This window comes from Curtobacterium sp. MCPF17_050 (genome assembly GCF_003224435.2).
Classification (GTDB): domain Bacteria; phylum Actinomycetota; class Actinomycetes; order Actinomycetales; family Microbacteriaceae; genus Curtobacterium.
Genome location: NZ_CP126250.1, coordinates 1,822,782 through 1,837,423, shown reverse-complemented (window position 1 = coordinate 1,837,423; position 14,642 = coordinate 1,822,782). Strand labels below are relative to the sequence as shown.

Here is a 14,642-nt window from a genome sequence, read left to right as displayed (position 1 = left end):
GCCTGGACACCTTCACAACACCATCGAACGGAAGACCCATGGCGAGTACCACTGACATCAAGAACGGCGCCGTTCTCATCATCGACGGGCAGCTCTGGTCGGTCGTCGAGTTCCAGCACGTGAAGCCGGGCAAGGGCGGCGCCTTCGTGCGCACCAAGCTCAAGCAGGTCGTCTCCGGCAAGGTCGTCGACCGCACCTTCAACGCCGGCGCGAAGATCGAGACCGCCACGGTGGACCGTCGCGACTTCCAGTACCTCTACGAGGACGGCGACTCGTACGTCTTCATGGACCAGGACACCTACGACCAGGTCAACGTCCCGGCGGCCGTCGTCGGTGACGCGCGCAACTTCCTGCTCGAGTCCGCGCAGGTCACCATCGCGATGAACGAGGGCAACCCGCTCTACGTCGAGCTCCCGACCTCGATCGTCACCACGATCGAGACCGAGCCTGGCCTGCAGGGCGACCGCTCCTCCGGCGGCACGAAGCCGGCGACGATCGTCACGGGGTACCAGATCCAGGTCCCGCTCTTCCTCGAGTCCGGCACCAAGGTCAAGGTCGACACCCGCGACGGCAACTACCTCGGCCGCGTCAACGACTAGGCGCTGACCGTATGAGTGCTCGTTCGAAGGCCCGCAAGCGCGCCCTCGACATGCTGTACGTGGCCGAGGTGCGCGAGCTGCCGATCGCGGACGTCCTCGCGATCGAGACGGTCCGCCACCTCGACCAGCCGGAGCGCGCCTCCAGCTGGGACTACGCGCGGCAGATCGTGACGGGCGTCGACGAGGCCCGGTACGAGATCGACGGCGTCATCTCCGACCACGCGCAGGGCTGGGCGATCGCCCGGATGCCGGTCCTCGACCGCTGCATCCTGCGCATGGGCGTGTGGGAGATCCGGTTCAACCCGGAGGTCCCGGACGCCGTGGCGATCGCGGAGGCCGTCGAGCTCGCCCAGTCGCTGTCCACCGACGACTCGGCCGGCTTCGTGAACGGCGTCCTCGGCGCCGTCGCGGAGGGCCGTGGACCGTCCGGTCGGACTGTCGCGGAGGACCGGGAGTCCCGCTAGGCTCGAACGCAACCAGCATCCTTTGATGCCGTCCAGTGAGGCGGGGGTCGTCCAGAGAGACGAGGAAGGAGGTCGGCGTGGGCACCAGAACGGTCCTGCAGCAGTCCGACATCACGCGTGCCCTGACACGCATCGCACACGAGATCCTCGAGGCCAACCACGGCGGCTCGGACCTCGTGCTGCTCGGCATCCCGACCCGCGGGGCCGTCCTCGCCGAGCGCCTGGGTCGGGTCCTCGCCGACATCGAGCCCGGGTGGGAGTCCGCGTCCGGCGGCATCGGCACCGAGCGCGTCGGAGCACTCGACGTGACGATGTACCGCGACGACCTCGGTCGGGGCATCGGTCGGTCCCCGCACCGGACGGTCATCCCCGCCGGCGGCGTCGACGGCAAGGTCGTCGTCCTCGTCGACGACGTCCTCTACTCCGGCCGGACGGTCCGCGCAGCGCTCGACGCCCTGCAGGGCATCGGCCGACCACGCGCCGTCCGCCTGGCGGTCCTCGTCGACCGGGGCCACCGCGAGCTGCCGATCCGGGCCGACCACGTCGGCAAGAACCTGCCGACCGCGGGCGACGAGCGGGTCTCGCTGCACCTGACCGAGACCGACGGCATCGACGAGGTCGTCATCGAGCAGGGCGGTGCGGCATGAGGCACCTGCTCTCGACCGCGGACCTGTCGCGGGAGGAAGCCGTCCGCATCCTCGACGTCGCCGAGGAGATGGCGGAGGTGAACACGCGCGAGGTCCGGAAGCTGCCGGCGCTGCGCGGCCGGACGGTCGTCAACCTGTTCTTCGAGGACTCGACCCGCACGCGGATCTCGTTCGAGGCGGCCGCCAAGCGCCTCTCCGCGGACGTCATCAACTTCGCCGCGAAGGGCTCGAGCGTCTCGAAGGGCGAATCGCTCAAGGACACCGTGCAGACCCTCGACGCGATGGGCATCGACGGCATCGTCATCCGCCACGGGGCGTCCGGCGCCCCGCGCGTCCTGGCCGAGGCCGACTGGATCGACGTGCCGGTTGTGAACGCCGGCGACGGTACCCATGAGCACCCCACGCAGGCGCTCCTCGACGCGTTCACGATGCGCCGCCGGCTGCACGGCACGGCGAGCCGCGGGCAGGGCCTCGACGGCGTCCGCGTGCTCATCGTCGGCGACGTCCTGCACAGCCGCGTGGCCCGCAGCAACGCCTGGCTGCTCCGGACCCTCGGCGCCCACGTCACGTTCGCCGCGCCGCCGACGCTGCTGCCCGCGGTGGACCGCCCCTTCGGTGCCGCGGTCCAGCACGACCTCGACGCCGCACTGGCCGAGGACCCGGACGTCGTGATGACCCTGCGCATCCAGCAGGAGCGGATGAACGACGCCTTCTTCCCGAACCCGCGCGAGTACACCCGCCACTTCGGGCTCACCGCCGCGCGCTTCGCCCGGCTGCCCGAGCGCACGCTCGTGATGCACCCCGGCCCGATGAACCGCGGGCTCGAGATCGCCGGCGCGGCCGCCGACGACGCCCGCTCCACCGTGGTCGAGCAGGTCGCGAACGGCGTCTCGGTCCGGATGGCCGTGCTCTACCTCGCCCTCACCGGTGACCACCAGAAGGAGACCGTCGCATGACCGCACACCTCATCCGCGGCGCGCAGCTGGTCGACGGCACCCGGGCCGACATCCGCCTGGAGGGTCGGCTCGTCACCGCGGTCGGGTCCGGTCTCGACACGGCCGGTGCCACGGTCGTCGACGCCGACGGGCTGCTCGCCCTGCCCGGTCTCGTCGACCTGCACACCCACCTCCGCGAACCCGGCCACGAGGAGTCCGAGACCGTGCTGTCCGGCTCACGGGCCGCCGCCGCCGGCGGGTTCACCGCGGTGAACGCGATGGCGAACTCCTCGCCGGTCGCCGACACCGCCGGGGTGGTCGAGCAGGTGCAGGCGCTCGGGGACGACGCCGGCTACGTCACGGTCCGGCCGATCGGCGCCGTGTCGCAGGGCCTGCAGGGCACGCACCTGTCCGAGATCGGCGCGATGGCGACCTCGCGCGCGGCCGTCCGGGTGTTCTCCGACGACGGCTCGTGCGTCGCCGACCCGCTGCTCATGCGGCGCGCGCTCGAGTACATCAAGGGCTTCGGCGGGGTGCTCGCGCAGCACGCCCAGGAACCCCGTCTGACCATCGGCGCGCAGATGAACGAGGGCCGGCTGTCCTCCGAGCTCGGCCTCGCCGGATGGCCCGCCGTGGCCGAGGAGTCGATCATCGCGCGCGACGTCCTGCTCGCCGACCACGTCGGTGCCCGGCTGCACGTCTGCCACGTCTCGACGGCGGGCAGCGTCGAGGTGATCCGTTGGGCCAAGTCCCGCGGGATCGACGTCACGGCGGAGGTCACCCCGCACCACCTCGTCCTGACCGAGGACCTCATCGCGGGCCACGACGGTGCGCCCGGGTACGACGCCCGCTACAAGGTCAACCCGCCCCTCCGCAGTCGTGAGGACGTCGACGCGCTCCGCGCGGCCCTCGCCGACGGCACGATCGACATCGTCGCCACCGACCACGCGCCGCACCCGGCCGAGGCGAAGCACTGCGAGTGGCCGGCCGCCGCGAACGGGATGGTCGGGCTCGAGTCGGCGCTCAGCGTCGTGCACGCCGCCGTGGTGGCCGACGGTCGCCTCGACTGGGCCGACGTCGCCCGGGTGCTCTCGAGCGCGCCGGCCCGGATCGGCCAGGTCGCCGGCCACGGGCACGCGATCGCCGAGGGGGCACCGGCCGAGGTCACGTTGTACGACCCGGCCGCCGTGCGCACGTTCTCGGTCGACGACCTGCACGGACAGTCGCAGAACTCGCCGTACCTCGGCATGCGCCTGCCCGGCCGGGTGGTCGCCACGTTCCACCACGGCATGCCCACCGTCCTCGACGGGGAACTGCTCGACGCCGGGACGGTCGCGGCACGGGCCGCGCACGAGCGGGCGGCGACCGCATGAGCGGTGACACGGCGCGCTGGCTGCTCGGCGGGGTGATCCTGCTCGCGGTGGCGGCGCTGTTCGTCGCGATGGCCCGCACGTGGCGGACGCGCAGCCGACGGCAGGCGGAGGCCGTGCCTCCCGTCCCGGTCCCAGCGGACCCCGGGCCCGTGGTCGGGTCGTGGGACGGGTTCACCGTCGCGACGACCCGCGCCGACGAGCCGCTCGAACGCATCACGGCCGGCGGCCTCGGGTTCCGCGGCCGCGGCGGTGTGACGGTCCACCGGTCCGGCGTCGTGCTGCACCACGCCGGCACGGACGACCGCTGGATCGCCCGGAGCGCGGTGCGCGGTGCCGACCGGGCCACGTGGGCCATCGACCGGGTGGTCGAGCCCGGGGGACTGGTCCGACTGCGATGGACGGCGACCGGCGCCGCAGCTGCGACGGACCTCGACACCTACTTCCGGTTCCCCCAGGGCGACGCGGACGCGCTCCGCGCGCTGCAGGGACCGGCGACGACGAACGACTCCCCGCACACCGCGGGCGAAGGGACGAACTGATGACACGCGAACGGGCCGTACTGGTCCTCGAGGACGGCACCCGGTACGACGGCTGGGCCTACGGCGCCCGCGGGCGCACGCTCGGCGAGGTGGTCTTCGCGACCGGCATGACCGGCTACCAGGAGACGCTCACCGACCCGTCGTACGCGGGCCAGATCGTGGTGCAGACGGCACCGCACATCGGCAACACGGGGGTGAACGACGAGGACCCCGAGTCGCGGCGCATCTGGGTCGCCGGGTACGTCGTGCGCGACCCCAGCCGGGTGGTGTCGAACCACCGGGCCAACGCCTCGCTCGACGAGCACCTCGTGCGCGACGGCATCGTCGGCATCTCCGGGATCGACACCAGGGCCCTGACCCGGCGCATCCGCGACGCCGGCGCGATGAAGGGCGGTGTCTTCAGCGGGGCCGACACGGCGCTCGACGCCGACGAGCAGCTCCGGATCGTCACCGAGCAGACCGGCATGACGGGCAGGAACCTGTCCGCCGAGGTCTCCACGGCCGAGGAGTACGTGGTCGCGCCGGTCGGGGAGCGGGTCGGCACGCTGGCCGTCCTCGACCTCGGCGTCAAGGCGTCCACCACGCGGTACCTGTCCGAGCGCGGCTTCGAGGTGCACGTGCTGCCGCAGGACGTCACCGTCGAGCGGCTCCGCGAGCTCGACCCCGACGCGCTGTTCTACTCGAACGGCCCCGGCGACCCGGCCGCCTCCGACGCCCAGGTGTCGCTCCTGCAGGACAGCCTGCGCGACGGCCGACCGTTCTTCGGCATCTGCTTCGGCAACCAGCTGCTCGGCCGCGCGCTCGGCTTCGGCACCTACAAGCTGCCGTTCGGCCACCGCGGGATCAACCAGCCGGTGCTCGACACCACGACCGGCAAGGTGGAGATCACGAGCCAGAACCACGGCTTCGCGGTCGACGCCCCGGTCGGGGAGACCCTCGAGTCGCCGGTCGGTTTCGGCCGGGTCGAGGTGTCGCACTACTCGCTGAACGACAACGTCGTCGAGGGCCTCCGCGCGCTCGACATCCCCGCGTTCAGCGTGCAGTACCACCCCGAGGCGGCCGCCGGACCGCACGACAGCATGTACCTGTTCGACCGCTTCCGGGACCTGGTCCTCGCCCAACGACAGGGGGAGCCGCTCGACGCGGCCACCGCCGACGCGACCACCCCCGCCGCCGACGTCACGACCGCCGACACCACGAAGGAGGGCAACTGATGCCCAAGCGCTCCGACATCAGCTCCGTCCTGGTCATCGGCTCCGGTCCGATCGTCATCGGGCAGGCCGCCGAGTTCGACTACTCCGGCACCCAGGCGTGCCGCGTCCTGCGCGCCGAGGGCGTCCGGGTCATCCTCGTGAACCCGAACCCGGCGACGATCATGACCGACCCGGACTTCGCCGACGCGACGTACATCGAGCCGATCACGAACGCCTCGCTCGAGGAGATCATCCGCATCGAGCAGCCCGACGCGGTCCTGCCGACGCTCGGCGGGCAGACCGCCCTGAACGCCGCGATCGCGCTCGACGAGGCCGGCATCCTCGAGAAGCACGGCGTCGAGCTCATCGGCGCGAAGGTCGACGCCATCCAGCGCGGTGAGGACCGACAGCTCTTCAAGGAGCTCGTCCTCGAGTCGGGCGCGGACGTCGCCCGCAGCCACATCGCGCACACGCTCGAGGAGGCGAAGGAGTTCGCGCAGGACCTCGGCTACCCGCTCGTGGTCCGGCCCTCCTTCACGATGGGCGGGCTCGGCTCGGGCTTCGCCTACAACGAGGAGGAGCTCGTCCGCTTCGTCGGCGACGGCCTGCAGTCGTCCCCGACGACGGAGGTCCTGCTCGAGGAGTCGATCCTCGGCTGGAAGGAGTACGAGCTCGAGCTGATGCGGGACAACGCCGACAACACGGTCGTCATCTGCTCGATCGAGAACGTCGACCCGGTCGGCGTGCACACCGGCGACTCGATCACGGTCGCCCCCGCGCTCACGCTGACCGACCGCGAGTACCAGAACATGCGGAACATCGGCATCGACATCATCCGTCGGGTGGGCGTCGACACCGGCGGCTGCAACATCCAGTTCGCGGTCGACCCCTCGAACGGTCGCGTGATCGTCATCGAGATGAACCCGCGCGTCTCCCGCTCGTCGGCCCTCGCGTCGAAGGCGACGGGCTTCCCGATCGCCAAGATCGCCGCGAAGCTCGCCATCGGGTACCGGCTCGACGAGATCCAGAACGACATCACGCAGGTCACCCCGGCGAGCTTCGAGCCGACGCTGGACTACGTCGTCGTGAAGACCCCGCGCTTCGCGTTCGAGAAGTTCCCCGCCGCCGACGCGACGCTCACCACGACGATGAAGAGCGTCGGCGAGGCGATGGCCATCGGCCGCAACTACGCCACCGCGCTGCAGAAGTCGCTCCGGTCGCTCGAGAAGCGCGGGTCGAGCTTCCACTGGGACGTCCCGGCGGACCAGCTCGACAAGGCCGCCCTGCTCGAGAAGTCGCGCATCCCGACGGACGGCCGGATCGTCACGGTCCAGCAGGCCCTCGTCGCCGGCGCCACCACGGCGGAGGTCTTCGACGCCACCGGCATCGACCCCTGGTTCATCGACCAGATCGTCCTCATCAACGAGGTCGCGGCCGAGGTCCGGGACGCCGCGACGCTCGACGCCGACACGGTCCGCTGGGCGAAGGAGCACGGCTTCAGCGACGTGCAGATCGCCGCGCTCCGGGGCATCACCGAGCAGGAGGCCCGCGACCAGCGGCACGCGCTCGGCATCCGGCCGGTGTTCAAGACCGTCGACACCTGCGCGGGCGAGTTCCCCGCACTGACGCCGTACCACTACTCGTCCTACGACACCGAGACCGAGGTCGCCCCGAGCGACCGCAAGAAGGTCGTCATCCTCGGCTCCGGCCCGAACCGCATCGGCCAGGGCGTCGAGTTCGACTACTCCTGCGTGCACGCGTCCTTCGCGCTGAGCGACGCCGGGTTCGAGACGATCATGGTGAACTGCAACCCGGAGACGGTCTCGACCGACTACGACACCTCGGACCGCCTGTACTTCGAGCCGCTCACGGCCGAGGACGTCCTCGAGGTCATCGAGGCCGAGCAGGCGTCCGGGCAGGTGGTGGGCGTCGTCGTGCAGCTCGGCGGGCAGACCGCGCTGGGCCTGGCGAAGCCGCTCGAGGCCGCGGGCATCCCGATCCTCGGCACGAGCCCGGACGCCATCGACCTCGCCGAGGAGCGCGGGGCCTTCTCCCGCATCCTCGACGACGCCGGCCTCCTCGCCCCGAAGAACGGCACCGCCCACGACCTGGCGAGCGCGACCACCGTCGCCGAGGGCATCGGCTACCCGGTGCTCGTCCGCCCGTCCTTCGTGCTCGGTGGGCGCGGCATGGAGATCGTCTACGACTCCGCCGCCCTCGCCGACTACTTCGACCGGATGGCCGACCAGGCGATCATCGGCCCGGACCTGCCGCTGCTGGTCGACCGCTTCCTCGACGACGCGGTGGAGATCGACATCGACGCGCTGTACGACGGCGAGCGGCTGTACGTCGGCGGCATCATGGAGCACATCGAGGAGGCCGGGATCCACTCCGGTGACTCGTCCTGCACCCTGCCCCCGGTCGGCCTCGGTCGCGCCGAGATCCAGGCCGTCGTGGACGCGACCGAGGAGATCGCGCGGGGCGTCGGCGTCCGCGGTCTGCTGAACGTGCAGTTCGCGATCGGTGCGGGCGTGCTCTACGTCCTCGAGGCGAACCCGCGTGCCAGCCGCACGGTGCCGTTCGTGTCGAAGGCACTGGGCATCGCCCTGGCGAAGGCCGCCGCGCGCATCATGACCGGCTCGACGATCGACGGGTTGGTCGACGAGGGGATGCTGCCCGCCCGCGACGGCGCGTTCGTCCCGGCGCAGGCGCCGGTCGCCGTCAAGGAGGCCGTGCTCCCGTTCCGGCGCTTCCGCACCGCCGACGGGCAGGTCGTCGACTCCGTGCTCAGCCCGGAGATGCGCTCGACCGGCGAGGTCATGGGCATCGACCGCGACTTCCCGCGGGCGTTCCTGAAGAGCCAGGAGGCCGCGTACGGCGGGCTCCCGACCAGCGGCACGGTCTTCGTGAGCGTCGCCGACACGGACAAGCGCGCCATCGTCCTGCCGGTGCACCGCCTGCAGCAGCTCGGGTTCCGGATCATCGCGACCGAGGGCACCGCCGAGGTGCTCCGCCGCAACGGCATCCTGGTCGGCACGGTCGGCAAGTACAGCCAGGGGCAGGAGAGCGTCGTCGACCTGCTCGCCCGCAACGAGGTCGACATCGTCATCAACACGCCGAGCGGTGCCTCGGGTCGTGCGGACGGGTACGAGATCCGTGCGGCCACCGTGGCGGCCGACAAGCCGCTGTTCACGACGATCTCGCAGCTCGGCGCGGCGGTCGCGGCGATCGAGACGATCGGGACGCCGCACAGCGTCCGCAGCCTGCAGGACTACGCGCTCGAGCGGGCCGGGTGGTGACGCCGTTCGGCGTCCGGCTCGCGGCCGCCATCGACGCGCGCTCGGCCCTGTGCGTCGGGATCGACCCCCACGCCGCCACGCTGGCGGCGTGGGGGCTCGGCCGCGACGAGGAGGGCCTCACGGCGTTCGGCGCCACCCTCGTCGACGCGGCCGCGGGCCGTGCGGCCGTCGTGAAGCCGCAGGTCGCGTTCTTCGAGGCCGCCGGGGCGGCCGGGTTCCGGGCGCTCGAGGCGACGATCCGTCGGGCGCGGGACGCGGGCCTCCTGGTCGTGGCCGACGTGAAGCGCGGCGACATCGGGTCCACCGGGGACGACTACGCGCTCGCCTGGCTGGACGGCGACGGGCCGTTCGCGGCGGACGCGATGACCGTGTCGCCGTACCTGGGGTACGCCTCGCTCGCCGGGACGATCCGCGTCGCCCGTGCGCACGGAGCGGGTGTCTTCGTGCTCGCCGCGACGAGCAACCCGGAGGCACGCGTGCTCCAGACGGCGGTGGTGGCCGAGGGGCCGCGTGCCGGTCGGACCGTGGCGGCCGGTATCGTCGTGGACGTGGCAGACGAGAACCGGACGACGGCCGACCAGGCCCTGGGGGACGTCGGGCTCGTGCTCGGCGCGACGCTCGACCTCGACGACTTCGGCATCACCGCCGACGACATCGGCGCGGCGCCGGTGCTCGCGCCCGGGTTCGGCGCGCAGGGCGCACGCATCGAGGACCTCCGCGGGCTGTACGGCAGCCGTGCCGAGCAGGTCCTGGTGAACGAGTCGCGCGGCCTGCTCGTCGACGGTCCGGACGCCGTCGCCGGCCTGGTGGCGGACCGCGCGGAGCGGATCGCGCGCGCCCTGGCGGTGGCCGCGTGACCGAGCAGACCGGGGCAGCGCCCGACACGTCCACGGACGACCGCGCCGAGCTCCCCGCGCACCGGAACCCGCCGGAGGTCGACCGTGTCGCGGCCGCGAAGGCCGCCGTCGCCGCACGACGAGCACGTGCCGCCGTCAAGGCCGCGGTGTCGTCGGGGGAGCGGTCGCCGCTCGAGGTCGCCAAGGCCGCGTGGTCGGAGGACGAGTCGGTCGTCGCGGCGACCGCCGCCGAGCGGTCGCTCCGGGTGCGGGACCTCCTCACGAGCCTGCCCGGTGTCGGTCCGGCCCGGGCCGAGGCCGTGATGGGCGCCCTCCGCATCGCGCCGTCCAAGCGCCTGGGCGGCCTCGGCAGTCGACAGCGCACCGAGCTCGCGGACTGGTTGGCGGCACGTGGGCGCAAGCGGGGGGCCTCGAAGCTCGTCGTGCTCGCGGGGCCGACCGCGGTCGGGAAGGGCACCGTCAGCGCCCACATCCGCGAGCAGTACCCCGAGGTGAACCTCAGCGTGTCCGCGACGACCCGCAAGCCCCGCCCGGGCGAGGTCGACGGGGTGCACTACTACTTCGTCGACGACGCCGAGTTCGACCGCATGATCCGCGACCGCGAACTGCTCGAGTACGCCACCGTGCACAACTCGTACCGGTACGGCACCCCGCGGCCGCCGATCGACCGTGCGCTCGACGCCGGCGAGAAGGTCATGCTCGAGATCGACCTGCAGGGTGCCCGGCAGGTGCGGGACGCCATGCCCGAGGCGGTGCTCGTGTTCCTGCTGCCGCCGACCTGGGACGAACTCGTCCGACGGCTCATCGGCCGCGGCACCGAGTCCGCCGAGGAGCAGGCCCGGCGGCTCGAGACCGCGAAGGTGGAGCTCGCCGCGCAGGACGAGTTCGACGTGCGGATCGTGAACTCGGATGTCAGCACGGCGGCACGCGAGGTCGTAGACTTGTTCTCTGCGCCCTGACGGGTGCACCGACGACGAGGAGCAACCCCATGGCCAACCCCCAGGGCATCATCGACCCGCCCATCGACGACCTGCTCAGCAAGGTCGAGTCGAAGTACGCGCTCGTGATCTTCGCCTCCAAGCGCGCCCGCCAGATCAACGACTACTACGCCGACCTGCACGAGGGCTCGCTCTTCGACAACGTCGGTCCGCTCGTCGACTCGACGATCGACGACAAGCCGCTCTCGGTCGCGCTCCACGAGATCAACGAGGACAAGCTGACCGTCACCAAGCAGCAGCAGCCCACCGTCTGATCCCGGTGACGAGCGCACTCCGTCTCTTCACGTCGGAATCGGTGACCGAAGGCCACCCCGACAAGATCTGCGACCAGATCTCGGACGCCATCCTGGACGCCCTCCTCACGGTCGACCCGCACGCCCGGGTCGCCGTCGAGACGATGGTGACGACCGGGCTCGTGCACGTCGCCGGCGAGGTCACCACCTCCGGCTACGTCGAGATCCCGCAGCTGGTCCGTGACGTCATCACGGGCATCGGTTACGACTCCTCCGACGTGAGCTTCGACGGCCGTACCTGTGGCGTCGAGATCTCGATCGGAGCGCAGTCGCCCGACATCGCGCAGGGCGTCGACGAGTCGCTCGACAGCCGCTCGGGTGCCGGGGTGGACCCGCTCGACCGCCAGGGCGCGGGCGACCAGGGCATCATGTTCGGCTTCGCGACGAACGAGACGCCCGAGTACATGCCCGTCGCCATCTGGCTCGCACACCGCCTGGCGGAGAAGCTCGCAGCGGTCCGCAAGTCCGGTGAGCTGACGTACCTGCGGCCGGACGGCAAGACCCAGGTCACGGTCGGGTACGACGGCGTCACGCCGAAGACCGTCGAGACCGTGGTGCTGTCGACGCAGCACGCGCCGAGCGTCACGCTCGAGCAGCTGACGGCCGACATCACCGAGCACGTCATCCGTCCGGTCCTCGACCTGGTGGACCTCGACTCGTCCCGTGTGGACGTCATCGTGAACCCGACCGGTCGGTTCGAGATCGGCGGACCTCAGGGCGACGCCGGCCTGACCGGGCGCAAGGTGATCGTCGACACCTACGGTGGGGCCTCGCGGCACGGCGGTGGCGCGTTCAGCGGCAAGGACCCCTCGAAGGTGGACCGCTCGGCGGCGTACGCCCTGCGCTGGGTCGCCAAGAACGCCGTCGCGGCGGGACTCGCCGACCGGCTCGAGGTGCAGGTCGCCTACGCGATCGGTCGCGCCAAGCCGGTCGGTCTGTACGTCGAGTCCTTCGGCACCGGCCACGTCGACGACGCCACGATCGAAGCCGCGATCACCGAGGTGTTCGACCTCCGACCGGCCGCGATCATCCGCGACCTCGACCTGCTCACGCCGAAGTACGCGCAGACGGCGACCTACGGGCACTTTGGTCGCGACCTGCCCGGCTTCACCTGGGAGCAGCTCGACCGCGTCGAGGAGCTCCGCACCGCGGCAGGACTCGTCCCCGCCACCGCCTGAGGCCCTCCGTGGCCACCGTCGCGCGCGTCGTCCTCGACTCGCCGCTCCCGCAGCTCGACCGTCTGTTCGACTACCGGGTGCCGGCCGAGTTCGAGGACGACTGCGTGCCGGGGGTCCGCGTGAAGGTGCCGCTGCGCTCCGGTGCGCGCATGACCGACGCCTACGTGGTCGAGGTCGTGTCGGACGACGCCCTGTCCCCGGAGCACGACTTCCCGGGGGAACTCAGCGTCATCGAGGAACTCGTGAGCCCGGTGCCGGTGCTCGCGCCCGAGGTCTGGCGACTCGCGCGGGCCGTGGCCGACCGTGCCGCCGGGGTCGCGAGTGACGTGCTGCGGCTCGCGGTGCCGACCCGGCAGGTCCGGCCCGAGAAGGCCTGGCTCGAGCGGGACCCGGAGCACGTCCCGCCGGCGGTCGAGGCGGTCCCGGTCACCGGGTACGCGGACGGCGCGCTCGAGGCCGTCATCGACGCCGGTGGCCGTGCGGCGGTCAGTGCCGTCCCGCACCCGGTGCTGCTCGCGGCACCGGCACCGGCACCGGCACCGGCACCGACGCCCGCGACGGAGCCAGACGTCGACGCTGACGCTGACGCTGACGCTGACGCCGACGCTGACGCCGGCGCTGACGCCGACCCGACAGCGGACGGCCCTGCTCCCGCCGACGGCGGTCCGCAGCCGGTCGCCGCAGACGCGCCCGACAGCGTCTGGGTGCCGGGCTGGGCCGCCACCCTGGCCCAGGCCGCGGCGCACACCCTGGCGGGCGAGCGTTCCGCCGTGCTCGCCGTCCCCGACTTCCGGGACGTCGCCGACCTCGAGCGTGCGCTGCACGTCCTCGTGCCGCCGGAGCGGGTCGTCCGCTTCGACGCCAAGCAGACGAACGGGCAGCGGGCCCGCGCGCTCCTGACCGCCCGGACCCACCCCGTGGTGGCGATCGGCAGCCGGGCCGCCGTGTACGCCCCGGCCGCCGAGCTCGGGCTCATCGCGCTGTGGGACGACGGCGACCCGTCCTTCGCCGAGCAGCGTGCACCGTACGTGCACACCCGGGACGTCGCCCTCGTGCGGACCGCGCAGTCGGGCGCGGCGCTGCTCATGCTCTCGCACGCCCGGAGCACCGACGTGCAGCGGCTCGTCGAGCTCGGCTGGTTGCAGGAGTTCGCTCCGCACCGGGTCCGGGTGCCGAAGGTCGTGCCGACGGCGCACCAGACGAACGCCGACGGGTACGCCGCGCAGGCCCGGATCCCGAGCAGCGCGTGGCGGGCGGCCCGCGAGGCGAGTCGTGAGGGTCCGGTCCTCGTCCAGGTGTCGAACCCCGGGTTCGGGACGGGACTGGTCTGCTCCGAGTGCGGGGAGCGCGCGCACTGCCGGGTCTGCGGCGGCCCGCTCGGCAGTCCACAGGCGGGGTCGACCCCGCAGTGCCGGTTCTGCGGTGCCCTCGCCGCCGGCTACCGCTGCCCGACGTGCGGCAACGGCACGCTCAAGCCGGTCGGCCAGGGGGCGCAGCGCACCGCCGACGAACTCGGCCGGGCCTTCCCGAACACCCGCATCGTCGTCGCCGACGGGTCCCGCCCGATCGACGAGGTCCCGGCGCGTCCCGCCGTCGTCGTCGCGACCCGCGGAGCCGAGCCGGACGTCGCCGGCGGGTACGCGTGCGTCCTGCTCCTCGACGGCGAGCGGATGCTCGCGCGGGAGGGGCTCCGGGTGCAGGAGGACGTCCTGCGCGTGTGGGCGAACGCCGCGGCCAAGGGTGCGCCCGGTGCTCCGGTCTACCTGGTCGGGATCGGCGGGAAGCTCGCGAACGCGATGGCACTCTGGCGGCTCGACCTGCCTGCGCACGACGAGTTGACCGACCGCCGCGAGCTGTTCTTCCCGCCGGCCGTCCGGGTCGCGACCCTCACCGGCACCGACGAGGCCGTCACCGGCGCGATCGAGGCACTCGGCGACGCTCCGGTGGGGCCCGTCCTCGGGCCCGTCCCGGTGGAGGACCCGACGCCGGGCACGGTCCGCGCGATCGTGCGGTTCCCGTACGGACACGGCGCCGAGGTCGCGGCGACGCTCAAGGCGGAGGTGATCCGGCGCTCCTCGACACGACGGGTCGTCGCCGGTGGCACGAAGCGGCGGGCGGCCCCGGCGCTCCGGGTCCGGATGGACGACGCCGAACCCTTCTCCGAGGTCTGACCCGCGCTGCACGGGTCCCGCGCTGTACGGGCCCTCGCGCTGTACGCGCCCCCGCGCTGTGCCGCCCGGACGGACGGGAGGCCCGTGGCGATCCCG

At 72.4% G+C, this 14,642-nt stretch carries 13 protein-coding genes; all 13 read left to right on the top strand.

Annotated elements, in window-relative coordinates; all coding sequences use genetic code 11:
* The first annotated feature begins 38 nt into the window (after positions 1–38).
* Complete coding sequence (efp, locus tag DEJ34_RS08745; RefSeq protein ID WP_110825070.1) at positions 39–599, top strand: elongation factor P; 561 nt, start codon at positions 39–41, stop codon at positions 597–599.
* An 11-nt stretch (positions 600–610) separates the two neighbouring features.
* Positions 611–1,063: a transcription antitermination factor NusB gene (nusB, locus tag DEJ34_RS08740; RefSeq protein ID WP_110910812.1), complete on the top strand. Its 453-nt coding sequence runs from the start codon at positions 611–613 to the stop codon at positions 1,061–1,063.
* A 77-nt stretch (positions 1,064–1,140) separates the two neighbouring features.
* Positions 1,141–1,710 carry a bifunctional pyr operon transcriptional regulator/uracil phosphoribosyltransferase PyrR gene (gene pyrR, locus DEJ34_RS08735; protein WP_110890808.1) on the top strand — a complete coding sequence of 190 codons (570 nt, stop codon included), beginning with the start codon at positions 1,141–1,143 and terminating at the stop codon, positions 1,708–1,710.
* Positions 1,707–2,666 carry an aspartate carbamoyltransferase catalytic subunit gene (locus DEJ34_RS08730; protein WP_110890807.1) on the top strand — a complete coding sequence of 320 codons (960 nt, stop codon included), beginning with the start codon at positions 1,707–1,709 and terminating at the stop codon, positions 2,664–2,666. Before pyrR ends, DEJ34_RS08730 begins: the two co-directional genes overlap by 4 nt.
* The gene (locus tag DEJ34_RS08725; RefSeq protein ID WP_110890806.1) at positions 2,663–4,018 is read left to right on the top strand and encodes a dihydroorotase; all 1,356 of its coding nucleotides are present in this window, start codon (positions 2,663–2,665) and stop codon (positions 4,016–4,018) included. The genes DEJ34_RS08730 and DEJ34_RS08725 overlap by 4 nt, the downstream gene beginning before the upstream one ends.
* Positions 4,015–4,557, top strand: a complete 543-nt coding sequence (locus DEJ34_RS08720; protein ID WP_110890805.1) for a PH-like domain-containing protein — start codon at positions 4,015–4,017, stop codon at positions 4,555–4,557. The genes DEJ34_RS08725 and DEJ34_RS08720 overlap by 4 nt, the downstream gene beginning before the upstream one ends.
* Positions 4,557–5,771, top strand: coding sequence for a glutamine-hydrolyzing carbamoyl-phosphate synthase small subunit (gene carA, locus DEJ34_RS08715; RefSeq protein ID WP_110910813.1), 1,215 nt, complete (start codon positions 4,557–4,559; stop codon positions 5,769–5,771). Before DEJ34_RS08720 ends, carA begins: the two co-directional genes overlap by 1 nt.
* Positions 5,771–9,049 (top strand): carbamoyl-phosphate synthase large subunit, encoded by a 3,279-nt coding sequence (carB, locus tag DEJ34_RS08710; RefSeq protein WP_110910814.1) that lies wholly within the window; start codon positions 5,771–5,773, stop codon positions 9,047–9,049. The genes carA and carB overlap by 1 nt, the downstream gene beginning before the upstream one ends.
* Positions 9,043–9,906: an orotidine-5'-phosphate decarboxylase gene (gene pyrF / locus DEJ34_RS08705; RefSeq protein ID WP_258368220.1), complete on the top strand. Its 864-nt coding sequence runs from the start codon at positions 9,043–9,045 to the stop codon at positions 9,904–9,906. Before carB ends, pyrF begins: the two co-directional genes overlap by 7 nt.
* Positions 9,903–10,865, top strand: coding sequence for a guanylate kinase (gmk, locus tag DEJ34_RS08700; protein WP_110910815.1), 963 nt, complete (start codon positions 9,903–9,905; stop codon positions 10,863–10,865). The genes pyrF and gmk overlap by 4 nt, the downstream gene beginning before the upstream one ends.
* A 29-nt stretch (positions 10,866–10,894) precedes the next feature.
* Positions 10,895–11,158, top strand: a complete 264-nt coding sequence (rpoZ, locus tag DEJ34_RS08695; RefSeq protein WP_110825061.1) for a DNA-directed RNA polymerase subunit omega — start codon at positions 10,895–10,897, stop codon at positions 11,156–11,158.
* A 5-nt stretch (positions 11,159–11,163) separates the two neighbouring features.
* Entirely contained in the window at positions 11,164–12,375 is a 1,212-nt protein-coding gene (gene metK, locus DEJ34_RS08690) for a methionine adenosyltransferase (RefSeq protein ID WP_110910816.1), read from the top strand.
* 8 nt (positions 12,376–12,383) lie between these two features.
* On the top strand, positions 12,384–14,546 hold the full coding sequence (locus DEJ34_RS08685) for a primosomal protein N' family DNA-binding protein (protein WP_110910817.1): 2,163 nt from the start codon (positions 12,384–12,386) through the stop codon (positions 14,544–14,546).
* Positions 14,547–14,642: the final 96 nt, after the last annotated feature.

What these genes read in the sequence shown, in the direction of transcription:
- DEJ34_RS08725 (WP_110890806.1), top strand. Translation starts at nt 2,663, where the DNA reads ATGACCGCACACCTCATCCGCGGCGCGCAGCTGGTCGACGGCACCCGG.
- carB (WP_110910814.1), top strand. Translation starts at nt 5,771, where the DNA reads ATGCCCAAGCGCTCCGACATCAGCTCCGTCCTGGTCATCGGCTCCGGT.
- DEJ34_RS08720 (WP_110890805.1), top strand. Translation starts at nt 4,015, where the DNA reads ATGAGCGGTGACACGGCGCGCTGGCTGCTCGGCGGGGTGATCCTGCTC.
- DEJ34_RS08730 (WP_110890807.1), top strand. Translation starts at nt 1,707, where the DNA reads ATGAGGCACCTGCTCTCGACCGCGGACCTGTCGCGGGAGGAAGCCGTC.
- nusB (WP_110910812.1), top strand. Translation starts at nt 611, where the DNA reads ATGAGTGCTCGTTCGAAGGCCCGCAAGCGCGCCCTCGACATGCTGTAC.
- efp (WP_110825070.1), top strand. Translation starts at nt 39, where the DNA reads ATGGCGAGTACCACTGACATCAAGAACGGCGCCGTTCTCATCATCGAC.
- rpoZ (WP_110825061.1), top strand. Translation starts at nt 10,895, where the DNA reads ATGGCCAACCCCCAGGGCATCATCGACCCGCCCATCGACGACCTGCTC.
- carA (WP_110910813.1), top strand. Translation starts at nt 4,557, where the DNA reads ATGACACGCGAACGGGCCGTACTGGTCCTCGAGGACGGCACCCGGTAC.